At 62.5% G+C, this 23315-nt stretch carries 20 protein-coding genes; 11 read left to right on the forward strand and 9 right to left on the reverse strand.

Annotated elements, in window-relative coordinates; all coding sequences use genetic code 11:
- Window positions 1–46 precede the first annotated feature (46 nt).
- The 8 genes from ACIQUI_RS01330 to ACIQUI_RS01365 all read right to left on the reverse strand — a co-directional run bounded on the left by ACIQUI_RS01330 (window position 47) and on the right by ACIQUI_RS01365 (window position 9938).
- Complete coding sequence (locus ACIQUI_RS01330) at window positions 47–1969, reverse strand: PrkA family serine protein kinase (protein ID WP_201202343.1); 1923 nt, start codon at window positions 1967–1969, stop codon at window positions 47–49.
- A gap of 284 nt (window positions 1970–2253) precedes the next feature.
- The gene (glpE, locus tag ACIQUI_RS01335) at window positions 2254–2583 is read right to left on the reverse strand and encodes a thiosulfate sulfurtransferase GlpE (protein ID WP_403194353.1); all 330 of its coding nucleotides are present in this window, start codon (window positions 2581–2583) and stop codon (window positions 2254–2256) included.
- A gap of 14 nt (window positions 2584–2597) precedes the next feature.
- Entirely contained in the window at window positions 2598–3464 is an 867-nt protein-coding gene (locus ACIQUI_RS01340; protein WP_403194355.1) for a symmetrical bis(5'-nucleosyl)-tetraphosphatase, read from the reverse strand.
- Window positions 3464–3844 carry a Co2+/Mg2+ efflux protein ApaG gene (gene apaG / locus ACIQUI_RS01345; RefSeq protein ID WP_391135855.1) on the reverse strand — a complete coding sequence of 127 codons (381 nt, stop codon included), beginning with the start codon at window positions 3842–3844 and terminating at the stop codon, window positions 3464–3466. The genes ACIQUI_RS01340 and apaG overlap by 1 nt, the downstream gene beginning before the upstream one ends.
- A gap of 206 nt (window positions 3845–4050) precedes the next feature.
- Window positions 4051–4854, reverse strand: a complete 804-nt coding sequence (gene rsmA / locus ACIQUI_RS01350) for a 16S rRNA (adenine(1518)-N(6)/adenine(1519)-N(6))-dimethyltransferase RsmA (RefSeq protein WP_391135852.1) — start codon at window positions 4852–4854, stop codon at window positions 4051–4053.
- On the reverse strand, window positions 4851–5840 hold the full coding sequence (gene pdxA, locus ACIQUI_RS01355; RefSeq protein ID WP_403194358.1) for a 4-hydroxythreonine-4-phosphate dehydrogenase PdxA: 990 nt from the start codon (window positions 5838–5840) through the stop codon (window positions 4851–4853). The genes rsmA and pdxA overlap by 4 nt, the downstream gene beginning before the upstream one ends.
- Entirely contained in the window at window positions 5837–7156 is a 1320-nt protein-coding gene (gene surA / locus ACIQUI_RS01360; protein WP_403194359.1) for a peptidylprolyl isomerase SurA, read from the reverse strand. Before surA ends, pdxA begins: the two co-directional genes overlap by 4 nt.
- On the reverse strand, window positions 7137–9938 hold the full coding sequence (locus ACIQUI_RS01365) for an LPS-assembly protein LptD (RefSeq protein WP_403194361.1): 2802 nt from the start codon (window positions 9936–9938) through the stop codon (window positions 7137–7139). The genes surA and ACIQUI_RS01365 overlap by 20 nt, the downstream gene beginning before the upstream one ends.
- Before the next feature lie 130 nt (window positions 9939–10068).
- Between ACIQUI_RS01365 and ACIQUI_RS01370 the strand changes: the two genes are divergently transcribed.
- From ACIQUI_RS01370 to ACIQUI_RS01380, 3 genes are read left to right on the forward strand one after another with little or no spacing between them, the layout of a single operon-like run.
- Window positions 10069–11088, forward strand: a complete 1020-nt coding sequence (locus ACIQUI_RS01370; protein ID WP_403194363.1) for an aminoglycoside phosphotransferase family protein — start codon at window positions 10069–10071, stop codon at window positions 11086–11088.
- The gene (gene murU / locus ACIQUI_RS01375; RefSeq protein WP_403194365.1) at window positions 11085–11756 is read left to right on the forward strand and encodes an N-acetylmuramate alpha-1-phosphate uridylyltransferase MurU; all 672 of its coding nucleotides are present in this window, start codon (window positions 11085–11087) and stop codon (window positions 11754–11756) included. Before ACIQUI_RS01370 ends, murU begins: the two co-directional genes overlap by 4 nt.
- Window position 11757: 1 nt before the next feature.
- Window positions 11758–12525: a TerB family tellurite resistance protein gene (locus tag ACIQUI_RS01380; protein WP_403194367.1), complete on the forward strand. Its 768-nt coding sequence runs from the start codon at window positions 11758–11760 to the stop codon at window positions 12523–12525.
- 134 nt (window positions 12526–12659) lie between these two features.
- On the opposite strand, the gene ACIQUI_RS01385 is transcribed toward ACIQUI_RS01380, so the two are convergent.
- Window positions 12660–13658, reverse strand: coding sequence for an alpha/beta hydrolase family protein (locus ACIQUI_RS01385; RefSeq protein WP_403194369.1), 999 nt, complete (start codon window positions 13656–13658; stop codon window positions 12660–12662).
- A gap of 94 nt (window positions 13659–13752) precedes the next feature.
- On the opposite strand from ACIQUI_RS01385, the gene ACIQUI_RS01390 reads away from it, so the two are divergent.
- The 8 genes from ACIQUI_RS01390 (at window position 13753) to ACIQUI_RS01425 (ending at window position 23251) form a co-directional block, all read left to right on the forward strand.
- Complete coding sequence (locus tag ACIQUI_RS01390) at window positions 13753–16140, forward strand: PAS domain S-box protein (RefSeq protein ID WP_403194370.1); 2388 nt, start codon at window positions 13753–13755, stop codon at window positions 16138–16140.
- A 7-nt stretch (window positions 16141–16147) separates the two neighbouring features.
- Window positions 16148–16780, forward strand: coding sequence for a response regulator transcription factor (locus tag ACIQUI_RS01395; protein WP_177313735.1), 633 nt, complete (start codon window positions 16148–16150; stop codon window positions 16778–16780).
- 295 nt (window positions 16781–17075) lie between these two features.
- The gene (locus tag ACIQUI_RS01400; RefSeq protein ID WP_012270208.1) at window positions 17076–18200 is read left to right on the forward strand and encodes an ABC transporter ATP-binding protein; all 1125 of its coding nucleotides are present in this window, start codon (window positions 17076–17078) and stop codon (window positions 18198–18200) included.
- 40 nt (window positions 18201–18240) lie between these two features.
- Window positions 18241–19275: an ABC transporter substrate-binding protein gene (locus ACIQUI_RS01405; RefSeq protein WP_119368634.1), complete on the forward strand. Its 1035-nt coding sequence runs from the start codon at window positions 18241–18243 to the stop codon at window positions 19273–19275.
- 159 nt (window positions 19276–19434) lie between these two features.
- Window positions 19435–20682: an ABC transporter permease gene (locus tag ACIQUI_RS01410; RefSeq protein WP_403194372.1), complete on the forward strand. Its 1248-nt coding sequence runs from the start codon at window positions 19435–19437 to the stop codon at window positions 20680–20682.
- An 11-nt stretch (window positions 20683–20693) separates the two neighbouring features.
- The gene (locus ACIQUI_RS01415; RefSeq protein ID WP_391135818.1) at window positions 20694–21521 is read left to right on the forward strand and encodes an ABC transporter permease subunit; all 828 of its coding nucleotides are present in this window, start codon (window positions 20694–20696) and stop codon (window positions 21519–21521) included.
- A gap of 240 nt (window positions 21522–21761) precedes the next feature.
- Entirely contained in the window at window positions 21762–22436 is a 675-nt protein-coding gene (rpe, locus tag ACIQUI_RS01420; RefSeq protein ID WP_403194375.1) for a ribulose-phosphate 3-epimerase, read from the forward strand.
- Complete coding sequence (locus ACIQUI_RS01425; protein WP_403194377.1) at window positions 22433–23251, forward strand: phosphoglycolate phosphatase; 819 nt, start codon at window positions 22433–22435, stop codon at window positions 23249–23251. Before rpe ends, ACIQUI_RS01425 begins: the two co-directional genes overlap by 4 nt.
- Window positions 23252–23315 lie beyond the last annotated feature (64 nt).

The raw sequence follows: 23315 nt of genomic DNA on the forward strand, positions 1-23315 counted from the left end.
GCGTGTGGCTTGCAGCTTGTAGCTTGTCACTAGGCAGCCTGTCGCTTTATTGCGATTTCCTGACCCGCAGGTACCATTCCGACAGCAGGCGCACCTGTTTGTCGGTGTAGCCACGTTCCACCATCCGGGTGACGAAGTCGTTGTGTTTCTTCTGGTCCTCTTTGCTGGCCTTGGCGTTGAAGCTGATGACGGGCAGCAGGTCTTCGGTGTTGGAGAACATTTTCTTCTCGATCACCACCCGCAACTTTTCATAGCTCAGCCAGCTTGGGTTCTTGCCGTTGTTGTTGGCGCGTGCGCGCAACACGAAGTTGACGATCTCGTTGCGGAAGTCTTTCGGGTTGCTGATGCCGGCCGGTTTCTCGATTTTTTCCAGTTCTTCGTTGAGGGCGATGCGGTTGAGGATTTCGCCGGTTTCCGGGTCGCGGTACTCCTGGTCCTGGATCCAGAAGTCGGCGTACAACACATAGCGGTCGAAGATGTTCTGGCCGTATTCGCTGTAGGACTCCAGGTAGGCTGTCTGGATTTCCTTGCCGATGAACTCGATGTAGCGCGGTGCCAGGTATTCCTTCAGGTAGCGCAGGTAGCGTTCGCGCACTTCGGCCGGGAACTGTTCCTGTTCAATCTGCTGTTCCAGCACATACAGCAGGTGCACCGGGTTGGCGGCAATCTCGTGTGGGTCGAAGTTGAATACCTTGGACAGGATCTTGAAGGCGAAGCGGGTCGACAGGCCGTTCATGCCCTCGTCGACGCCGGCCGAGTCGCGGTACTCCTGGATCGACTTGGCCTTTGGATCGGTATCCTTGAGGTTTTCCCCGTCGTAGACGCGCATCTTCGAATAGATGTTGGAGTTTTCAGGCTCCTTGAGGCGCGAAAGCACGGTGAACTGGGCCAGCATCTTGAGCGTGTCCGGCGCGCAATGGGCCTTGGACAGCGAACTGTTGACCAGCAGTTTGTCGTAGATCTTGATTTCGTCACTGACGCGCAGGCAGTACGGCACCTTGACGATGTAGATCCGGTCGATGAACGCTTCGTTGTTCTTGTTGTTGCGGAAGGTGTGCCACTCCGATTCGTTGGAGTGGGCCAGCAGGATACCAGTGTAAGGGATGGCCCCAAGGCCTTCGGTACTGTTGTAGTTACCTTCCTGGGTGGCGGTGAGCAAGGGGTGCAGGACCTTGATCGGCGCCTTGAACATTTCGACGAATTCCATCAGGCCCTGGTTGGCCCGGCACAGTGCGCCCGAGTAGCTGTAGGCGTCGGCGTCGTTCTGAGGGAATTCTTCGAGTTTGCGGATATCGACTTTACCGACCAGGGCAGAGATGTCCTGGTTGTTCTCGTCACCGGGTTCGGTCTTGGCGATGGCGATCTGGTTGAGAATCGAGGGGTAGAGCTTCACCACCGTGAACTTGGAGATATCACCACCAAACTCTTGCAGGCGCTTGGTGGCCCATGGCGACATGATGGTGTTCAGGTAACGCCGTGAGATCCCATACTCTTCCTCGAGAATGGCCCCATCTTCGGTGGCGTTGAACAAGCCCAAAGGCGATTCGAATACCGGTGAACCCTTGATGGCGTAGAACGGTACCTTTTCCATCAGTTGCTTGAGCTTTTCGGCCAGCGACGATTTACCGCCACCTACCGGGCCCAGCAAATAGAGGATCTGTTTCTTCTCTTCCAGGCCTTGGGCGGCGTGGCGGAAGTAAGAGACGATCTGGTCGATGCACTCTTCCATGCCATGGAAGTCGGCAAAGGCCGGATAGCGGCGGATAACCTTGTTGGAAAAGATGCGCGACAGCCTGGAATTGGTAGAGGTGTCGATCAGCTCTGGCTCACCGATTGCCAGCAACAGCCGTTCGGCCGCAGATGCGTAGGCGCTCTTATCTTGCTTGCATAGGTCAAGATACTCCTGCAGCGAGAGTTCTTCCTGGCGCGTAGACTCGAAACGTTGTTGGAAGTGGCTAAAAATACTCATGACGTCACCTCGCTCGATACGTGGAGACGACGCCGGATCAGTCAGCTGATGCTGGCATGCAACCGGGCTCGCCGATTGCTGTATACCCCCCAGAACACCCTGTAACGCTACCGATGACCCGCACGCCGGTGTACCGGCTCTCCCCTTTTTTGGATGGCCTGAGCTTAAGCGTAGTTGGTTATCTGCAAGGTCAAGGGGCGAGGTGGGCAGAAGTTACGAACGACCGTTCGTCAGATAAGCCGCAAGCCCGCACAGGGCGCGGGCTGCAGTAAAAATGAAAATATTTATTCGGCAGCGCCTTGGGCTGTCTCGGCCGGGTAGGTAGTACGCCACAGTTCAAAGCCGCCGTCGACGCTGTAGACGTCGGAGAAGCCCTGGCCTACCAGGTAGGCGGCAGCGCTCTGGCTGGAGTTGCCGTGGTAGCAGACAACCAAGGTGGGGGCGTCGAGGTCTGCATTGCGGATGAACTCGGCCACCGAATGGTTATCCAGATGCTGGGCGCCAGTGATATGGCCGGCAGCGAAGGCCTGCGGGTCGCGAATGTCGACGACTACCGCACCTTGCGCGCGCAGGGCCAGGGCCTGTTCGGGAGGGATGCGCTTGAATTCGCTCATGGGTACGGCTCTCTTCAGGGTTGATCGTTCAGTGTAGTGGGTTGTGCCGGTTGCCGGACGGTGCCGTCGTCGGCGCAGTCGCAGCGGTGGTACTCGCCGCTGTCGACGTTGTACAAGGTCATGGCGCCGCCCCACACGCAACCGGTGTCCAGGGCGATGACGTCGGGCTCGTCGACACGGCCTTCAAGGGCCGCCCAGTGGCCGAAGATGATCTTCACATGCCGCGAGCGGCGGTCCTTGTGGGCAAACCAGGGTTTGTAGCCCTTGGGCCCGGTGCCCAGCCCTTCTTTGCTCTTGAGGTCGAGCTTGCCCTCGGCGGTGCAGAAGCGCATGCGTGTGAAGTAGTTGGTAATGACCCGCAGGCGCTCGACGCCGGTGAGGTTCTTGCTCCACTTGTTCGGCTCGTTGCCGTACATGCCGTCGAGGTACAGCTTCAGGCGGCCATCGTCGCGCAGTACTTCTTCCACCTCGGCGGCAAGGCCAAGGGCCTGGCCGAGCGTCCACTGTGGCGGGATGCCGGCGTGCGCCATGGCAATGCCGCGTGCCTCGTCGTAATGCAGCAGTTTTTGCTGGCGCAGCCAGTCGAACAGCTGGTCGGCGTCGGGTGCTTCGATGATTTCGCGCAGGGTGTCGCTTTTTTTCAGCCGCTCGACGTTGTGCCAGGTGGCCAGCAGGTGCAGGTCATGGTTGCCCAGCACGCAGACCAGTGACTGGCGGATCGAATACAGGAAGCGCAGGGTTTCCAGTGATTCCGGGCCGCGGTTGACCAGGTCGCCGACCAGCCATAGGCGGTCGACTGCCGGGTTGAAGCTGACGCGTTCGAGCAAACACTTTAGCGGTTGCAGGCAGCCCTGCAGGTCGCCCACGGCATAAGTGGCCATTAGTGCAAGGCCCCGGGTACCGCCAGGCGGAACGGGGCGATCTCAGCGTCGAAGCGCTTACCGTCTTCGGCAAACATCTGGTAGCTGCCCTGCATGGTACCCACGCGGGTGCTGATGACTGCGCCACTGCTGTAGGTGTGGCTCTGCCCCGGGTCGATGTTGGGTTGCTGGCCGACTACGCCAGCGCCGCGAACTTCCTCGACTTCGCCGTTACCGTTGGTGATCAGCCAGTGGCGCGACAGCAACTTGGCCGTGATCGAACCATTGTTCTGCACGGTAATGGTGTAGGCGAACGCGAAACGATCGTTTTCGGGGTCGGATTGTTCTTTCAGGTAGCGGGTCACGACGCTGACGTCGATTTGATAGCGGGGGTCGGACATGCAAGGGCCTTGGGCGAGCTGACGCAATAATGCAGTCTAGGCCATTGGGAGGGGGGAGGGCCAGCGGTGTAGGGGCTTGAGGGTTTGTGTTGTCTGTACCGGCCTCTTCGCGGGTGAACCCGCTCCCACAGGATCTCACCACATTTGAAGGTAGTGGTGTAACTGTGGGAGCGGGCAAGCCCGCGAAGGGGCCGGTACAGGCTGAATCAGGCTTGCTGCTGATCAGCCAACTGGTCAGCCAGGCGCACAAAGGCCGCCAGGTCCAGCTGTTCGGGGCGCAGGCTGCCATCCACGCCGGCAGCCTCGATGGCCGCGCTGTCGAGCAGGCCTTTCATGGTGTTGCGCAGGGTCTTGCGGCGCTGGTTGAACGCCTCGCGCACCACCTGCTCCAGCAACTTGGCGTCTTTGGCCGGGTGCGGCAGCACTTCGTGCGGCACCAGGCGGACGATGGCCGAATCTACCTTCGGTGGTGGGTTGAAGGCGCCAGGGCCTACGTTGAACAGGTGCTCGACCCGGCAGTGGTACTGCACCATGATCGACAAACGCCCCCAGTCACCGCCACCCGGGCCGGCAGCCATGCGCTCGACCACTTCCTTCTGCAGCATGAAGTGCATGTCGCGGATCAGCCCGGCATGGCTGAGCAGGTGGAAAATCAGCGGGGTGGAAATGTTGTAGGGCAGGTTGCCCACTACCTTGAGGCTGCGCGGCGGTACGCCCAGCTGGTTGAAGTCGAACTTCAGGGCGTCGCCCTGGTGCAGGCGGAAGTTGCTGCGGCCAGCGAACTTGTGTTGCAGGATCGGCACCAGGTCCTTGTCCAGCTCCACCACGTCCAGTTGTGCACCGCTGCCCAGCAGGCCTTCGGTCAGGGCGCCCTGGCCCGGGCCGATTTCCAGCAGGTGTTCGCCGGCCTTGGCGTGGATGGCGCGCAGGATGCGGTCGATGATGCCGGCGTCGTGCAGGAAGTTCTGGCCGAAGCGCTTGCGCGCCCGGTGTTGGTATTGCTCGTTCATGGTCGGTTCTCGGCCATCTGGTAGGCGGTTTCCAGCGCGACGCGCAGGCTGCCGGTGTCGACCTTGCCGGTGCCGGCCAGGTCCAGGGCGGTGCCGTGGTCAACCGACGTGCGGATGATCGGCAGGCCCAGGGTCACGTTGACCGCAGCACCGAAGCCTTTGTACTTGAGTACGGGCAGGCCTTGGTCGTGGTACATCGCCAGCACCGCGTCGCAGTGCTCCAGATATTTGGGGGTAAACAGGGTATCGGCCGGCAGCGGCCCGCGCAGGTCCATGCCTTCGGTGCGCAGGCGGGCCAGGGTCGGCTCGATGATGTCGATTTCCTCGCGGCCAAGGTGGCCGCCCTCACCCGCATGCGGGTTGAGGCCGCACACCAGGATGCGCGGGTTGGCAATGCCGAACTTGTCGCGCATGTCGGCATGCAGGATACGGGTTACACGCTCCAGGCGTTCGGCAGTGATGGCGTCGGCAATATCACGCAGCGGCAGGTGCGTGGTCACCAGGGCCACGCGCAGGCCGTGGGTGGCCAGCATCATCACCACTTGAGCGGTGTGGGTCAGCTCGGCAAGGAACTCGGTATGCCCGGAGAAGGCGATACCGCTTTCGTTGATCACGCCCTTGTGTACAGGGGCAGTGATCATCCCGGCGAAATGCCCGTCCAGGCAGCCTTGACCGGCGCGGGTCAGGGTTTGGAGCACGAACGCGGCGTTAGCTTTGTCCAGCTGGCCCGGCTTAACCGGGGCTGCCAGGGGGGTATCCCAAACGTACAGGCTGCCCGCTGGTGCCGGCTGCTCGGGCCATTGGCCCGGCGCTACCGGCAGCAGGCTGACAGCCAGCCCCAGCTGCGCGGCCCGCTCGGCGAGCAGGTCACGGCTGGTGATGGCGATCAGGGGGTGGGGCTGGGCGTCTGTGGCGAGCAGCAGGCATAGGTCGGGGCCTATGCCGGCCGGCTCGCCGGGAGTGACGGCGAAGCGCAGGGGCTTCACTGGGCGGCCTGGTCGGCGCCAGGCAGCTTGATTTCAACGTAGGCTTCGTCGCGGATCTGGCGCAGCCAGGTTTGCAGCTCTTCGTCGTACTTGCGGTTACGCAGTACGCTCAGTGCCTGCTGTTCGCGAGCCTGCTCGGTGCTGTCGGTGGCGCGGCGGCCCAGCACTTCCAGAACGTGCCACCCGTACTGGGTCTTGAACGGTTTGGTCACTACGCCTTGCTGGGCGTCGGCCATCTGTTCACGGAACTCCGGTACCAGGCTGTTCGGGTCTACCCAGTTGAGGTCGCCGCCGTTAAGCGCCGAACCTGGGTCTTCCGAGAAGCTTTTCGCCAACTCGCCAAAGTCTTCGCCGTTCTTGATGCGATCGTACAGGCGCTCGGCCAATTGCTCGGTGGCCGCGTCGCTGCGGATTTCGCTTGGCTTGATCAGGATGTGGCGTACATGCACTTCGTCGCGCAGCACGTTTTCGCTGCCACCGCGCTTCTCCTCAAGCTTGAGGATGATGAAGCCGTTGGGGATGCGGATCGGCTGGGTAATTTCACCCACCGGCATGCTGCTGAGCATCTTGGCAAAGTCAGGTGGCAGCTGGCCAGCTTTACGCCAGCCCATTTCGCCGCCTTCCAGGGCGTTTTCGCTGGCGGAGCGGGCAATGGCCAACTGGCCGAAGTCCGCACCTTGCTTGAGCTGCTGGTACACATCGCCCACCTGGCGGGCTGCCGCCTGGATGGCTTCCGAATTGGCGCCTTCCGGGGTAGGAATCAGGATGTTGGCCAGACGGTACTCTTCCGACATCTGCATCTTGCCCATGTCGGAGTTGAGGAAGTTCTTCACTTCCTGCTCCGACACCTGGATGCGCTCGGCCACGCGGCGCTGGCGCACGCGGCTGATGATCATCTCGCGCTTGACCTGCTCGCGGGCGTCGTCGAACGACAGGCCGTCATGGGCCAGCGCGGCGCGGAACTGGTCCAGCGACATGCCATTGCGCTGGGCAATGGTGCCAATGGCCTGGTTCAGCTCTTCGTCGGTGATGCGGATGCCGGAGCGCTCGCCGATCTGCAGTTGCAGGTTCTCGACGATCAGGCGTTCCAGTACCTGCTGTTCAAGCGCGCCGGTCGGCGGTACGCCGCCGCCGCGCTTGGCGATGGTTTGCTGCACCTCGTGGACACGCTGGTCCAGCTGGCTTTGCATGACCACGTCGTTATCGACGATGGCCACCACGCGATCAAGAGGTTGTACCGCGGCATGCACCGCGCCACTCAGCATTGCAACGCCCAGCAACGCCGGGCGCAGTCGATCAATAAGCTTGGTCTTCACGTTCACGGTAACCTTGAATGCCTTGGTCGAGGAAAGATTCGACCTTGTTGCCAACTACGCCACCGAGGCCTTTCAGGACGATCTGAAGGAAGACACCGTGGTCGCCTTTTTCGTTCGCCGGGAGGGCCTGGCTGAAGTCGTCGTAATCGATCCAGTAGCGGTTGATCAGGCGCAGCTTCCAGCAGCAGTTGTCGTACTCGAAACCACCCATGGCTTCCAGGGTGCGGTTGCGGTTGTAGTCATGCTGCCAGCGGGCGATGACGTTCCACTGCGGAACGATCGGCCAGATGACCGAGAAATCGTGCTGCTGGATCTTGTAGTAGTCCTTGATGTAGTTCGCGCTGCCCGGGGTGCCGTAGTCGCCACCGCCCACCCGCCACTGACCTGTAGTGGAGTCGTAGGAAATGGTGTCGTTACGGTAGCGGTAACCGAGGTTGACGATCTTGTTCGGATTGTCTTCAGGCTGGTAATGGAACATCGCGCTGCCCGAGCGGGTGCTGCGGCTGTCCGGGTCCCAGTTGAAGTCCGAGTTGAAGCGCCAGTCGCGGTTGAAGTAGTAGTTGTACAGCAAGGCGTACGGCGACACATCGGACTGCGAGTCTGCACGTGTGCGGTAGTCGATACCTGGCAACTGGACCTTGCGATCTTTGAAGTAGTACGCCTGGCCAATGCTGAAGTTCTGGCGCTCGAAGCCGTTTTCTTCGATCCAGCGGGTAGTCACGCCCAGCGACAGCTTATTCTCGTCGCCGATACGGTCTGTGCCACTGAAGCGGTTGTCGCGGAACAGCGAGTCGTAGCTGAACAGGGTTTCACCCGAGTCGAACAGCGGGATGTCTCTCTGGTCCTTGTACGGGACGTTGAGATAGAACAGGCGCGGCTCGAGGGTCTGCTTGTAGTTGGTGCCGAACATCGACGTGTTGCGGTCGAAGTAAAGGCCACTGTCCACGCTGAAGATCGGGATGTCGCGGTTCAGCGAGCTGTTGTAGCTACCATACGCCGGATTGGCAGATTGCGTGATTGCCTGCGCCTTGCCCTGGCTGTCCAGGTCGAGGTCGTAGTGGGTATACGCATACTTCAGCTTAGGGGTCAGGTAGCCATAACTGGCTTCCATCGGCAGGCTGATCGACGGTGCGACATTGAAGCGGTTGCCGTTGGCACGGGCAATGCCGCTGACGTTCTGGTCCAGACGGCGGCCAGCTGCGCCCGCTGAGAAGTCAGGATTGCCGTCCTTGTCCCGCACGAAGTCGTCCTTCAGGTCACGATCGAAGCGTACCGCTTCACTCTCGTAACCCATGACCAGACCACCCGGGTTGTAAGACAGCACGCCGTTCAGGGTGATTTGTGGCAGGCGATCATACGGCGTGATCTGCGAGATGGTCGCCATCTCGTAGGCATGCACATTCAGGCGCGCGGTGTAGCTGTCGCCACGGTAGGTCAGGGCACCCTGCTGGTTCAGCAGGTCGCGGCTTTCCACGCCGATCTGGTCGGATTCCAGGTCCTGGAAGTAGAACGGATCGCTGATGTCGGTGTAGTCCACCTCGGTCATCAGGCGCTCGTCCAGCCCGCCCTTGTGCTGCCAGTTGACCATCCAGCGCTGTTCTTTATAGTCAGTCTGGTCTTTGCGGTCGTCGTTCTTGTCGTTCAGGTACGCGCCACCGAACTGGCCTTCGCTGGAAGGGGTCAGGTAGCGGAACTCGCCTTCCATCAACAGGCCGCGTTTGGTCATGTAACGCGGGTACAACGTGGCGTCGTAGTTGGGCGCCAGGTTGAAGTAGTACGGAGTGACCAGCATGAAGCCGGTGTCGCTGCTGGTGCTGAACGATGGTGGCAGGAAACCGGACTGGCGACGGTCGTCGATCGGGAAGTAGATGTACGGTGTGTAGAACACCGGGAAATCCTTGACCCGCAGCGTAACGTTGGTCGCGGTACCGAAACCGGTGGCCGGGTTCAGGGTGATGTTGTTGCCCTTCAACTGCCAGGCGTTGCTGCCCGGTTCGCAGGTGGTGTACGTACCGTCTTTCAGACGGATGATGGCGTTTTCGCCACGCTTGGCGTACAGGGCACTGCCGCGGATGTGCGACTTGTGCATCACGTATTCGGCGTTGTCGACCTGGGCTTCGCCCGTGTCGAGCTGAATCTGTGCCTCGTCACCGACCACCAGCGAGCCGTTGTCACGGATCTTGACGTTGCCCTTGAGCTCGCCACGGTTTTCGGTCTGGTAGAGGTTGGCCTCGTCGGCTTCGGCCTGCATGCTGCCCTGGCGCATCACCACGTCACCGGCGAGGGTAGCGATCTGCTGCTCCTGCTGGTACTTGGACACCTTGGCGTTGATGTAGGTCGGCGACTCGTCCTTCGGCGTGGTGTCGGCCATGCCCGGGCGGGTTGGCTCAACGTAAGCACCACCGCAGTACGGGCCGGTTTCGGCCAGCTGTGCGGCGGTGAGCTTTTCACGCGGAACCCAGTCCAGGTGGCTGTAGTCTTCACTGCGCGACTTCAGGGCACGGCCCTTGGCCTCGGTGACCAGCATCGGCCGGTCCGCGGTTTCGCCTTCGCTCGCGGCTTCTGTGCCGGAGCTGACGGCCGCACCTTCGTGCACCGGGCGCGGCGGCAGGTTGTTGACTGGTGCCTTGGGCTTGCAGTCCCAACCACCGGAGGCGGACACTTGGCAGTCGAATTGTTCGGCTGCCACTACGTATGAGGTGGCCAGAGGTTGCAGGGCCAGCAGACCGCCGGTTACCAGCAACGGAAACTTTCTACGAAACGCGGGGGATTTCAATGCCATCTTATTAGTCCGGGCTTCCTGCGTGCCATCTGCCCGCGTGTGGGGCCGCACGCCTCTCGATGGTCTGAAAAAGATGCTGGATAATAAAGCATGACCCGCTTGACGGCTAGGGCCGTCGGAGACCCTTGTAATGCCTGAACATGATGTACGCCTGCAACAACTGACGGTCTGGCTCGATGAGCAGCTCAATGATCTTTTCCGCAACAACGCCTGGGGCGAAGTGCCAGCAGGCAGCTTGACGGCTGCCAGCAGCGACGCGAGCTTCCGCCGCTACTTCCGCTGGCAGGGGGCTGGCCACAGTTTCGTGATCATGGATGCGCCACCCCCGCAGGAAAACTGCCGACCGTTCGTCGCCATTGACCACCTGCTGGCAAGCGCCGGCGTACATGTGCCCGTGATCCACGCCCAGGACCTGGAGCGCGGCTTCCTGCTGCTGGGCGACCTGGGTCACCAGACATACCTTGATGTCATTGATGCTGACAACGCTGATGGCCTGTTCGCCGACGCCATCGAGGCGTTGCTGGCCTTCCAGCGCCTGCCGATGGAGGCGCCGCTGCCCAGCTACGACGATGCGCTGCTGCGCCGTGAAGTGGAACTGTTCCCTGAGTGGTATGTGGGGCGTGAACTGGGCCTGGTCTTCAACGATGCCCAGAAGGCTACCTGGCAGCGTGTCAGCCAGCTGCTGATCGACAGCGCCCTGGCCCAGCCCAAGGTGCTGGTGCACCGTGACTACATGCCGCGCAACCTGATGCAGAGCACGCCTAACCCCGGCGTGCTGGACTTCCAGGACGCGGTGTACGGCCCGGTCACCTACGACATCACCTGCCTGTTCAAGGACGCCTTCCTCAGCTGGCCGCAGCCACGGGTTGAAGGCTGGCTGCGCGACTATTGGCAGAAGGCGCAGGCTGCCGGTATTCCAGTGCAGGCCGATTTCGAGGCGTTCCAGCGTGCCAGCGACCTGATGGGCGTGCAGCGTCACCTGAAAGTGATCGGCATTTTCGCCCGCATCTGCCACCGCGACGGCAAACCCCGTTACCTGGGCGACGTGCCGCGTTTCTTCGCCTATATAGAAGAAGTGATCAGCCGCCGGCCCGAATTGGCGGAGTTGGGTGAGCTGATTGCGCAGTTGCAGGCCGGAGCGCGTGCATGAAGGCAATGATTTTGGCCGCGGGCAAGGGCGAGCGCATGCGCCCGTTGACCCTGCATACCCCCAAGCCGTTGGTCCCTGTGGCTGGCCAGCCACTGATCGAGTACCACCTGCGCGCCCTGGCGGCAGCGGGCATTAGTGAAGTGGTGATCAATCACGCCTGGCTCGGCCAGATGATTGAAGACCACCTGGGTGACGGCAGCCGTTTTGGCCTGAGCATCCGCTATTCGCCTGAAGGCGAGCCGCTGGAAACGGGCGGCGGCATCTTCAAGGCCTTGCCATTGCTCGGTGACGCGCCATTCCTGCTGGTGAACGGCGATGTCTGGACTGACTACGACTTCGCACGCTTGCAGGCCCCGCTGGATCGGATGGCCCATCTGGTGCTGGTCGATAACCCTGGCCATCACGACCGCGGTGACTTCCGCCTGGCAGGCGCGCAGGTCGTCGACGGCGATGACGCGCCTGGTACGCTGACCTTCAGCGGCCTTTCGGTGCTGCACCCGGCACTGTTTGACGGCTGCCAGCCAGGCGCCTTCAAGCTGGCACCGCTGCTGCGCCAGGCCATCGCGGCAGGGCAGGTCAGCGGTGAGCACTACCGTGGGCACTGGGTGGACGTGGGCACGCTTGAGCGCCTGGCCGAGGCCGAGCGCTTGATTGGCGAGAGCGCCTGACATGTGGTGGCCAGGCACATTGATTGGCGCCGGAGCCGGCTTTGCCGTCGCCAGTATCCCGGGCGCCTTGCTTGGCGTGTTGCTCGGGCAGGCCCTGGACCGCCGCCTGCGCCTGGAAGGCTGGGACGATATGCGCGAGCGCCTGGGCGGGCGACCGTCCATGCGCGATGACGAGTTGCTGTTCGTGATGCTCGGGCGCCTGGCCAAGTGCGATGGCCGGGTGGGTGAGCAGCATATCCAGCGGGCGCGCCAGGAAATGGTGCGCCTGGACCTGGCCGAAGCGGCCCGGTTGCGTGCGATAGCCGCATTCAACCGCGGCAAGGCAGGCAAGGACAAGCTGGGTGGTCACTTGCGCCGCATCCGCCAACAACCGCATGCGGCGGAAGGCACCTTGCGTGCCTGCTGGCGCATGGTGTGGGCCGACGGCAAGATGGGTAACAAGGAGCGCGAGCTGCTGTTGGACTGGGGGCAAAAGCTAGGCCTGAGCCGGCGCCAGGTGCAGGCCATGTCGCTGGAGTACGAGCCGCGCAAGGCAGCCGGCACGGAAGGGGTGGCCATGACCTATGCAGCAGCGCTGCGCCTGCTGGCGGTAGAGGCGGACACCGATGCCGGCAAGGTCAAACAGGCCTACCGGCGGCTGGTCAGCCGGCACCACCCGGACAAGCTGGCGGGCACCGGTGCCAGTGAGGCACAGGTGCGTGAAGCCACCGAGCGTACCCGTGAGTTGCACCAGGCCTATGCCATCATCCGCAAGCGCCGCGGCCTGTAAAAGCGGGGGCGCGTTGCGCCCCATCGCGACACAAGGCCGCTCCTACAGGTACCGCGTTAACCCAAAGCCAGCGCAGTACCTGTGGGAGCTGGCTTGCCGGCGATGGGCTGCCTGGCAGCCCCGCCGATCTCGGATCAGCCTTGTGGGCTCATCCACCCCCGCACCCGGCGGAACAACTGCTCCTGCTCGGCCGCCTTGTTCCCCGGCATGGCAATCAACGACAACTGCCGATACTGGCTGTCTTTCTGCCGCTTGCTGGCCTGCAGGCGCTGCTCGGCCGCGTTGCGGTCGCTGCTGCGGGTGACGTAGTAGATATCGGCAGTGGGCACCTTCAAGGTGGGTGCCAGGCTTTCCAGGTCATGTTCCACCCGTGCCGGTGTCTGCGCGGCAACCATCACCAGTTTTTGCACCTGCGGCGGCTGCTTTTCGCTCAGGTAGCGGGCTGCCCAGTAGGCGCCGCTGCCATGCCCGATCAGCACGATGCTGCGGGCATTGTGTTGCTGGGCGAATGCCACGGCGGCATCCAGCCGGGCAAAGATGCGTTCGGCATCTGCAGGGTCGGTTTGCTCGCTGGCCTGTTCGGCGTCGGTACTTTCCGCCGTGTCGGCATCCGCCGCCGTGGCCTGGGCAACATTCGCGTTGGCGTCGGCCGGGGCGTCCTTGGCCGGGGCACTTTCGCCTTGGTCCTTCGCCGGCTCGGCCGTGGGCTTGGCCTCGACCCGCGCCTGCGGGCTGTCGGCCAGCAGGTCTGGCAAGCTCAGGCTCAGGCTGTGCCAGCCGACATCCGGGAATTTCTGCCTCAAGGGGCCTACGGCATTTGGCCAGTCGGCCGTTTCGCCCGCACCCGGGACGATGATCACCGCCCCTTGCGGGTCACTGTCATTGGCCGGCTTCCACAAGGCCAGGAAACTGTCGGCACCGGCCTGCAATGTCTGCTGTTCGGCCTTGGGCACCAGGCGCTCCAGCGCCTGGGCATCCTCCTGGCTGCGTTCCAGCAGGGGCGGGCGCGGCACCTCGGTGGCCGGCGTCTCGGTGGTAGTGGATGGCTTTTCGGCATCGGCGGCCAAGGCGCCGAACGGAAGGAACGAGGCCAGGCAGCACATTGCCAGCGTCGTGCGATAAAGTGTGGACATGAGTCAACCCGGGGCCAGAATGATACCGGCAGCCTAATAGTATTTGCCCGTGACGGCCATGCTGCATGGCCGCCTTTGCCAAGCGAGCGTTTAGATGAAGCGAGTGCGTCGCCTGTTGGTTATCGGCTGCTTGTGGCTGCCCTTGATTGCATTGGCCAGGCCCGAGGCAGTGCCCGCCGTGGTGCTGGAGCCTGCGCAGCAGCAGTGGCTGGACACGCACCGCAGCTTGCGTGTCGGCCTGGTGCTGCAAGCTCCTTACGCCCAGTTCGACCGGCGTCTGCAGCAGCTGTACGGGGCCAATGTGGAACTGGTGGACAGCCTGGCGCAGGCGCTGCGGCTTGACCTTACCTGGCGTAATTTTGCCGACCAGGCCAGCCTTGAGCATGCCTTGCAAGCCGGGGAAGTCGACTTTGCCCCAGGCCTTACACAGACGCCAGCCAGCCTGCGCCTGTGGTTGTTCAGCGACCCGTACATGCGCGTGCCACAGCTGGTGGTGGGGCCGCGAACCGGTGCCATGGCGGTGGAGCTGGAGAAACTCGAGGCCGAGCAGCGCGTGGCGGTGCGCATGCCCAGCCAGCTGGCGGATTACCTGCGTGGCAACTACGGCAACCTGAACCTGCAGGGGGTACCCAACGAGCGCGAAGCGCTGCAACTGGTGGTGGGTGGCCAGGCCAGTTTCGCGGTGCTGGATGAAGCCCAGCTCAGCCGCCTGTCACGTGAGAGCGAGTTTGGCGAGCTGGCGGTGGTGGGTGATATCGGCCTGCCTCAGCTGCTGCGTATCGGCTCGCGGCGTGATTGGCCGGTGCTTGCCGATGTACTTGAGCGGGGCTTGCAGGCGCTGCCGGCCAAGCAGCTGGAGCAACTGCACCAGCGCTGGTTGCAGCCCAAATACCCGCGCCTGAGTGAGTCGCCCGGCTTCTGGCAGAACCTGGCCTTGCTGTTTGGCATGTTGCTGCTGTGCGCTCTAGCCACCCTGGTTTGGCAGCGCCGGCAGCAGCGCCAGTTGGAGCGCAGCCTGCTGGCCACGCGGGAAACCCTGATGGAACGACAAGTTCGTGAAGAGGCATTGCGCCTGAGCCAGTTCGCCATCGACCAGAGCACGGTGGGCATCCTCTGGGTCAACTGGGACAGCCACGTGCGCTACGCCAACCATGCCGCCGAGCGCATGTTGGGGTACGCCGAGGGCGCGCTGCTGGAGCGGCCGCTGAGCGACTTCGAACCCAACCTGAACATGGACCGCTGGCTGGAACTGTGGAAGGGCGCGCGTACGGGGGCAGGTGGTGTAGGCCAGTTCGAGACCCAGTGCCGACGGGCCGACCACAGCTTGCTGCCGGTCGAGCTGTCACTGAGCTTTCTGCGTTTTCGTGACTCCGAATACCTGGTGGTGTACCTCGCCGACGTCACTGAGCGCCACCGTGCCCTGGCTGCACTGCGTGAAAGCGAGGCACGGCTCAAGGGCATTGCCGGCAACGTGCCAGGGCTGGTGTTTCGCCTGGAGCGCGACCCGGCCGAAGGTGACCTGGAATTCCCCTATATCAGTGAAGGCAGCGAGGCGCTGGTGGGCTATTCGCCTGTCGAAATCCAGCACCCGCAGATGGGCCTGCGCAACCTGGTGCACCCGGATGATCGTGCGGATTATCACCGGGTGCAGGACCTTGCCCTGGCCAGTGACCAGGACTGGTCGTGGCAGGGGCGCATCCTCACCCGCCAGGGTGAACAGCGCTGGGCCGACATCAAGGCCAGTACCCGACGCCTGGCCAACGGCCAGGTGGTGTGGGACGGTGTGGTGTGGGACATCACCCAGGGCAAGCGGGCGGAAATGGCGTTGGGCAAGTCTCAGGAGCAGCTGCGCGAGTTGTCTGCCCACCTGGAAAGTGTTCGGGAGGAGGAAAAGGCCCGCATCGCCCGGGAGGTGCATGATGAACTGGGGCAGATGCTGACGGTGCTCAAATTGGAAGTATCGATGTGCGAGCTTGCCTTTGCCGAGCTGGACCCTGGCCTGAACGAGCGACTGGCCAGCATGAAACGCTTGATTGCCCAGCTGTTCCAGTTGGTGCGCGACGTGGCGACGGCCTTGCGCCCGCCGATCCTTGATGCGGGGATCGCCTCGGCAATCGAGTGGCAGGCACGTCGCTTCGAGGCGCGCACGCAGATCCCCTGTCTGGTGCAGGTGCCGGATAATCTGCCAGCATTGAGCGATGCCAAGGCCACTGGGCTGTTTCGTGTGCTGCAGGAGGCGCTGACCAACGTGATGCGCCATGCCCAGGCACACAGCGTGGAGATCGAGCTGGTGCATGAGGATGGGCAATTGCGCATGACCGTCAGTGATGATGGCCAAGGCTTTTGTCGCGAGCAGCCCCGGCCCGCCTCGTTTGGCCTGGTGGGCGTGCGTGAGCGGGTGTTGATGCTGGGGGGCAGCATGGCGCTGGAGAGTGAGCCAGGCGAGGGCACCAGCCTGAGTGTGGCCATACCGTTGGAGTAGGAGAGCGATCGTGATTCGAGTGCTGGTGGCCGAAGACCACACCATTGTCCGTGAAGGCATCAAGCAGCTGATTGGCCTGGCCAAGGACATGCAGGTGGTGGGGGAGGCCGGTAACGGCGAACAGTTGCTTGAAACCCTGCGTCATACGCCGTGCGAAGTGGTATTGCTGGATATCTCGATGCCGGGTGTGAATGGCCTGGAGGCGATCCCGCGGATTCGTGCGTTGCACGATGCGCCGGCAATCCTGATGTTGTCGATGCACGATGAGGCGCAGATGGCGGCGCGGGCACTGAAGGCTGGCGCGGCAGGCTATGCCACCAAGGACAGTGACCCTGCGTTGTTGTTGACTGCGATTCGACGGGTGGCGGGTGGTGGGCGTTACATCGACCCCTCCTTGGCCGACCGCATGGTGTTCGAAGTAGGCCTGACTGAATCGCGGCCGTTGCACACGTTGCTGTCGGAGCGCGAGTTCTCGGTGTTCGAGCGCCTGGCTCAGGGCGCCAACGTCAACGACATCGCCCAGCAGCTGGCGCTGTCGAGCAAGACCATCAGCACCCACAAGGCGCGCCTGATGCAGAAGCTGAAGGTGAACTCGCTGGCGGAACTGGTGAAGTACGCCATGGAGCACAAGCTGGTCTGATTGCGACATACATAGTTGGTGAGCCTGGCGAAATTCTTGTGGGAGCGGGCGTGCCCGCGAAAGGGCCTGACCTGCTGATCTCCATCGCTGTGCCGGCCTCTTCGCGGGCATGCCCGCTCCCACAGGTTCGGTGGCGTGCTCGAGAGGGCATTCCAATCCCGTCATCCGTGTAGGGCAATCCCTACAACAAAACTTCCATCCGGATGATGGCATTCTCTCAGCACCCCCGATTTCCGGCCGCTTGCGCCTCTTCTACTCTTTTGCCTACGCAGTCATCCAACAAAAAGGTGCAGGCATGAGCGAGGCGAAGTCGAACGCTGCAACCAGCGAAACGCTGGTCAGCTTCCGTGGTGTGCAGAAGAGCTACGACGGCGAGTCGCTGATCGTCAAAGACCTCAACCTGGACATCCGCAAAGGCGAATTCCTTACCCTGCTCGGCCCGTCCGGCTCGGGCAAAACCACCAGCCTGATGATGCTGGCCGGCTTCGAAACCCCTACTGCCGGTGAGATCCAGCTGGCCGGGCGCTCGATCAATAACGTGCCGCCGCACAAGCGCGACATCGGCATGGTGTTCCAGAACTACGCGCTGTTCCCGCACATGACCGTGGCCGAGAACCTGGCCTTTCCGCTGACCGTGCGCAACCTGAGCAAGACCGACATCAGTGAGCGGGTCAAGCGCGTGCTGAACATGGTCCAGCTCGATGCCTTCGCCAAACGCTACCCCGGCCAGCTGTCCGGTGGCCAGCAGCAACGCGTAGCGTTGGCCCGTGCGCTGGTGTTCGAGCCGCAGCTGGTGCTGATGGACGAACCGCTGGGCGCGCTGGACAAACAGCTGCGTGAACACATGCAGATGGAGATCAAGCATATCCACCAGCGCCTGGGCGTGACCGTGGTGTACGTGACCCACGACCAAGGCGAAGCGCTGACCATGTCCGACCGTGTGGCGGTGTTCCACCAGGGTGAAATCCAGCAGATCGCCGACCCGCGCACGTTGTACGAAGAGCCCTGCAATACCTTCGTCGCCAACTTCATCGGCGAGAACAACCGCATCAACGGCACCCTGCTGGCCAGTGATGGCAAGCGCTGCCAGGTGCAACTGCCGCGCGGCGAGCGGGTGGAGGCGCTGGCGGTGAATGTGGGCCAGGCCGGCGAGCCGGTAACCCTGTCGATCCGCCCGGAGCGCGTGCGCCTGAATGGCCACAGCGAAAGCTGCGTGAACCGCTTTTCTGGCCGGGTGGCCGAATTCATTTACCTGGGCGACCACGTGCGGGTGCGCCTGGAGGTTTGCGGCAAGGGCGACTTCTTTGTGAAACAGCCGATTGCCGAACTCGACCCGGCCCTGGCCGTGGGCGATGTGGTACCGCTGGGCTGGGAGGTGGAGCACGCCCGCGCGCTCGATCCGATTGCCGAAGCCCATTGATGGATTGCTTCACCAACCCTGTACTGTGGAGAGAATAAGAATGCGCAAGCAGTTGAAACTGACCGCCCTGGCCTTGGGGCTGTTCGCCGCTGGCCAGGTCATGGCCGCAGACCTCACCGTGATCTCGTTCGGGGGTGCCAACAAGGCGGCCCAGGTAAAAGCGTTCTACGAGCCATGGGAGAAGGCGGGTAATGGCAAGATCGTCGCCGGTGAGTACAACGGCGAAATGGCCAAGGTCAAGGCGATGGTCGACACCAAGAGTGTGTCGTGGAACCTGGTAGAGGTGGAGTCGCCAGAGCTGGCGCGTGGTTGCGACGAGGGCATGTTCGAAGAGCTCGACCCGGCACTGTTCGGTGATGAAGCCGACTATGTGCCCGGGGCCATCCAGCCGTGCGGCGTGGGCTTCTTCGTCTGGTCCACGGTCATGGCCTACAACGCCGACAAGCTGAAAACCGCACCCACCAGCTGGGCCGATTTCTGGGACACCAAGCAGTTCCCGGGCAAGCGTGGCCTGCGCAAGGGCGCCAAGTACACCATGGAATTCGCACTGATGGCCGATGGTGTTGCGCCCAAGGACGTCTACAAAGTGCTGGCAACCAAGGAAGGCCAGGACCGCGCCTTCAAGAAACTCGATGAGCTCAAGCCCAACATCCAATGGTGGGAAGCGGGTGCACAGCCACCGCAGTTCCTGGCCTCGGGCGACGTGGTCATGAGTTCTGCGTACAACGGCCGTATTGCCGCTGTGCAGAAAGAGAGCAACCTCAAGGTGGTGTGGAACGGCGGCATCTACGACTTCGATGCCTGGGCGATCCCCAAGGGTGCCAAGAACGCCGATGAGGCGAAGAAGTTCATCGCCTACAGCGTCAAGCCCGAGCAGCAGAAGATCTACTCCGAAAACATCGCCTATGGCCCGGCCAACTCCAAGGCTGTGAGCCTGCTGTCGGACGAGGTGAAGAAGGACATGCCGACCACGCCTGAGAACATCGCCAACCAGGTGCAGATCGATGTGGCCTTCTGGGCTGACAACAGCGAGCAGCTGGAGCAACGCTTCAACGCCTGGGCGGCGAAGAAGTAAACGACCGGTGCAGGGGGCCGCTTCGCGGCCCATCGCCGGCAAGCCAGCTCCCACAGGGACCGCACCGTTCCTGAGGGTAATGCAGTACCTGTAGGAGCTGGCTTGCCTGCGATGGGCTGCGCAGCGGCCCCAATTCAAGTTCGTATCGCGGAGTTCGCCATGGCCATTGCAGTGCCCCTCAATGAAGGCGCAGGTCCAAGTCTAAAGCAGCGCCTTAAGCACGCCGAGCGGGTCAACCGCTGGAAGGCGCAGGCGTTGATCGCGCCGCTGGCGCTGTTTCTTCTGTTGGTGTTCCTGGTGCCGATTGCAGCGCTGCTGTACAAGAGCGTCGGCAACCCGGAAGTGGTCGGCGGCCTGCCGCGCACGGTCGAAGTCATCAGCCAGTGGGATGGCAAGAGCCTGCCCGGCGAGGACGTGTACAAGGCACTGAGCCAGGACCTGGCCGAATCGCGCAAGAACCAGACCCTTGGCGACCTTTCCAAGCGCTTGAACATGGAATTGGCCGGCTACCGCAGTTTGTTGACCAAGACAGCCCGGGCACTGCCATTCAAGGCTGAGCCTGCCTCTTATAAAGACGCGTTGCAGGCCGTCGACGAGCGTTGGGGCGATCCGGCCTACTGGCAGGCGATACGCCGCAATACCAGTTCGGTGACGTCGTTCTACCTGCTGGCCTCTGTCGACCATCGCATCGACGACCTTGGCGAACTGGCCAAGGCCACCCCGGACCAGGCCATTTACCTGGACATTTTTGCCCGTACCCTGTGGATGGGTGTAGTGATCACCGTCATCTGCCTGGTGCTGGCCTACCCGTTGGCCTACTTGCTGGCCAACCTGCCGACCCGGCAGAGCAACCTGCTGATGATCCTGGTGTTGCTGCCGTTCTGGACTTCGATCCTGGTGCGGGTGGCGGCGTGGATCGTGCTGCTGCAGTCGGGCGGCCTGATCAATAGCGCGCTGATGGCCATGGGCATCATCGACCAGCCGTTGGAACTGGTGTTCAACCGCACTGGCGTGTACATCTCCATGGTGCATATCCTGCTGCCGTTCATGATTCTGCCGCTGTACAGCGTGATGAAGGGCATCTCGCCCACCTACATGCGTGCGGCGATCTCGCTGGGCTGCCACCCGTTCGCCAGCTTCTGGCGGGTGTACTTCCCGCAGACTTACGCGGGTGTGGGTGCCGGCTGCCTGCTGGTGTTCATCCTGGCCATTGGTTACTACATCACCCCGGCGTTGCTGGGTAGCCCGAACGACCAGATGGTCAGCTACTTCGTTGCCTTCTACACCAACACCAGCATCAACTGGGGCATGGCTACTGCGCTGGGCGGGCTGTTGCTGCTGGCGACCGTGCTGTTGTACCTGATCTATAGCTGGCTGGTCGGCGCCAGCCGCCTGCGCCTGAGCTGAGGAGCCCTGCCATGTTGAGCCCTTATATGTCGCCCGTGGAGCGGGTCTGGTTCTACAGCCTGCGCATTCTTTGCGGCTTGATCCTGTTGTTCCTGATCTTGCCGGTGCTGGTGATCGTGCCGCTGTCGTTCAACAGTGGCAGCTTCCTGGTGTACCCGCTGCAGGGTTTCTCGCTGCAGTGGTATCAGGACTTCTTCGGCTCGGCCGAGTGGATGCGGGCACTGAAGAACAGCATCATCGTCGCCCCGGCGGCCACGGTACTGGCCATGGTGTTTGGCACCCTGGCGGCTATCGGCCTGACCCGTGGTGATTTCCCCGGCAAGTCGCTGGTGATGGCGCTGGTGATTTCGCCGATGGTGGTGCCGGTGGTGATCATCGGTGTGGCCAGCTACCTGTTCTTTGCCCCGTTGGGGATGGGCAACAGCTTCACGTCGTTGATCCTGGTGCATGCTGTGCTGGGTGTGCCGTTCGTCATCATTACCGTGTCAGCGACCTTGCAGGGCTTCAACTACAACCTGGTGCGTGCGGCGGCCAGCCTGGGCGCTTCGCCACTGCTGACCTTCCGTCGGGTGACCCTGCCACTGATTGCGCCTGGGGTTATCTCGGGGGCGCTGTTTGCCTTTGCCACGTCGTTTGACGAGGTGGTGGTAACGCTGTTCCTGGCCGGCCCCGAGCAGGCGACGCTGCCGCGGCAGATGTTCAGTGGTATTCGCGAAAACCTGAGCCCGACTATTGCAGCGGCAGCGACCTTGCTGATTGCCTTCTCGGTAATATTACTGCTGACCCTGGAGTGGTTGCGTGGGCGTAGCGAGAAGATGAGGACCCAGCAGCCGGCCTGATTTCCTGTTACCTGCACTGGCCCTATCGCCGGCAAGCCAGCTCCCACAAGGGTCTCCACAGGATTCTGCATCTCCCAAGGCCTGTAGAGATCCCTGTGGGAGCTGGCTTGCCGGCGATGAGGCCTTTACAGGCAACACAAGGCTTGTGGGCGTTGATCGACACCCTTTGATACCAATCAGCCCTCATCGCTTTGCCTGGGTTACAATGCGCGCCACCGTGATTCTGCCAACAGGTGCGCCATGCAGCCCTACGCTATTGCCCCCTCCATTCTCTCTGCCGATTTCGCCCGTCTGGGTGAAGATGTCGACAAGGTACTGGCTGCGGGTGCCGACATCGTCCACTTCGATGTCATGGACAACCACTACGTTCCCAACCTGACCATCGGCCCGATGGTGTGCACTGCCCTGCGCAAGTACGGCGTGACTGCGCCGATCGACGTGCACCTGATGGTCAGCCCGGTCGACCGCATCATCGGTGACTTCATCGAAGCCGGCGCCACCTACATCACCTTCCACCCGGAAGCGACCCAGCACATCGACCGCTCGCTGCAGCTGATCAAGGACGGTGGCTGCAAGGCCGGCCTGGTGTTCAACCCGGCCACCAGCCTGGACGCCCTGAAGTACGTGATGGACAAGATCGACATGGTGCTGCTGATGAGCGTCAACCCGGGCTTCGGCGGCCAGAAGTTCATCCCCGGCACCCTCGACAAGCTGCGCGAAGCGCGTGCGTTGATCGACGCCAGTGGCCGTGACATCCGCCTGGAAATCGACGGCGGCGTCAACGTCAACAACATCCGCGAAATCGCTGCCGCTGGCGCCGACACCTTCGTGGCCGGCTCGGCGATCTTCAACGCCCCGGACTACCAGGAAGTCATCACCAAGATGCGCGCCGAACTGGCCCAGGCCCGCCCATGAGCGGCTTCGAGCAGCTGTTCCCGGGGACGCTGCCCAGGCTGGTGATGTTCGATCTGGACGGTACCCTGATCGATTCCGTGCCAGACCTGGCAGCTGCCGTGGACCGCATGCTGCTCGAACTGGGGCGCCCGCCTGCAGGCCTGGACGCCGTGCGCCACTGGGTCGGCAATGGCGCCCAGGTGCTGGTGCGCCGGGCGCTGGCGGGTGGCATCGACCACGCTGGCGTGGATGATGCGCTGGCCGACCAGGCGCTGGCGCTGTTCATGGACGCCTATGCCCAAAGCCATGATCTGACGGTGGTCTACCCCGGTGTGCAGGACACCCTGCGCTGGCTGCGCAAGCAGGGCGTGGAAATGGCGCTGATCACCAACAAGCCCGAGCGCTTCGTCGGCCCGTTGCTGGACCAGATGAAGCTCGGCAACTACTTCCGCTGGATCATCGGCGGCGACACCCTGCCGGAGAAAAAGCCCGACCCTGCGGCCTTGCTGTTCGTCATGCAGATGGCTGGCGTTACCCCACAACAGTCGCTGTTCGTGGGGGATTCGCGCAGTGATGTGCTTGCGTCCAGGGCGGCTGGCGTTCAGTGCGTGGGGCTGACCTACGGCTACAACCATGGCCGGCCGATTCATGACGAATCCCCGAGCCTTGTGATTGATGACCTGCGTGCACTGCTGCCCGGTTGCGAAGACCCGGCCACTGGGATAACGTTGGCGGAAGTTCAAGCCTTACACGACAGAGAGTCCACCGTGGCGGTTACTGGCAAATTCTGGATGAAAGTCATCAAGGCCCTGGCCCGTTGGCGTTGGCGCGCCTGACTTCTGCCTGCCGGCGCGTGCCGGCCCATCCGTTTGCCCGACTTATTGCTGCTTGCCACGAGGC

Source organism: Pseudomonas sp. NPDC090592 (genome assembly GCF_044769185.1).
GTDB lineage: Bacteria > Pseudomonadota > Gammaproteobacteria > Pseudomonadales > Pseudomonadaceae > Aquipseudomonas.

Coding starts and splice junctions, on each gene's coding strand:
- ACIQUI_RS01400 (WP_012270208.1), top strand. CDS start 17,076: ATGAGCGAGGCGAAGTCGAACGCTGCAACCAGCGAAACGCTGGTCAGC.
- rsmA (WP_391135852.1), bottom strand. CDS start 4,854: ATGAACGAGCAATACCAACACCGGGCGCGCAAGCGCTTCGGCCAGAAC.
- ACIQUI_RS01390 (WP_403194370.1), top strand. CDS start 13,753: ATGAAGCGAGTGCGTCGCCTGTTGGTTATCGGCTGCTTGTGGCTGCCC.
- ACIQUI_RS01385 (WP_403194369.1), bottom strand. CDS start 13,658: ATGTCCACACTTTATCGCACGACGCTGGCAATGTGCTGCCTGGCCTCG.
- ACIQUI_RS01380 (WP_403194367.1), top strand. CDS start 11,758: ATGTGGTGGCCAGGCACATTGATTGGCGCCGGAGCCGGCTTTGCCGTC.
- apaG (WP_391135855.1), bottom strand. CDS start 3,844: ATGTCCGACCCCCGCTATCAAATCGACGTCAGCGTCGTGACCCGCTAC.
- murU (WP_403194365.1), top strand. CDS start 11,085: ATGAAGGCAATGATTTTGGCCGCGGGCAAGGGCGAGCGCATGCGCCCG.
- ACIQUI_RS01370 (WP_403194363.1), top strand. CDS start 10,069: ATGCCTGAACATGATGTACGCCTGCAACAACTGACGGTCTGGCTCGAT.
- ACIQUI_RS01405 (WP_119368634.1), top strand. CDS start 18,241: ATGCGCAAGCAGTTGAAACTGACCGCCCTGGCCTTGGGGCTGTTCGCC.
- ACIQUI_RS01330 (WP_201202343.1), bottom strand. CDS start 1,969: ATGAGTATTTTTAGCCACTTCCAACAACGTTTCGAGTCTACGCGCCAG.
- ACIQUI_RS01365 (WP_403194361.1), bottom strand. CDS start 9,938: ATGGCATTGAAATCCCCCGCGTTTCGTAGAAAGTTTCCGTTGCTGGTA.
- glpE (WP_403194353.1), bottom strand. CDS start 2,583: ATGAGCGAATTCAAGCGCATCCCTCCCGAACAGGCCCTGGCCCTGCGC.
- ACIQUI_RS01340 (WP_403194355.1), bottom strand. CDS start 3,464: ATGGCCACTTATGCCGTGGGCGACCTGCAGGGCTGCCTGCAACCGCTA.
- rpe (WP_403194375.1), top strand. CDS start 21,762: ATGCAGCCCTACGCTATTGCCCCCTCCATTCTCTCTGCCGATTTCGCC.
- ACIQUI_RS01415 (WP_391135818.1), top strand. CDS start 20,694: ATGTTGAGCCCTTATATGTCGCCCGTGGAGCGGGTCTGGTTCTACAGC.
- ACIQUI_RS01410 (WP_403194372.1), top strand. CDS start 19,435: ATGGCCATTGCAGTGCCCCTCAATGAAGGCGCAGGTCCAAGTCTAAAG.
- ACIQUI_RS01425 (WP_403194377.1), top strand. CDS start 22,433: ATGAGCGGCTTCGAGCAGCTGTTCCCGGGGACGCTGCCCAGGCTGGTG.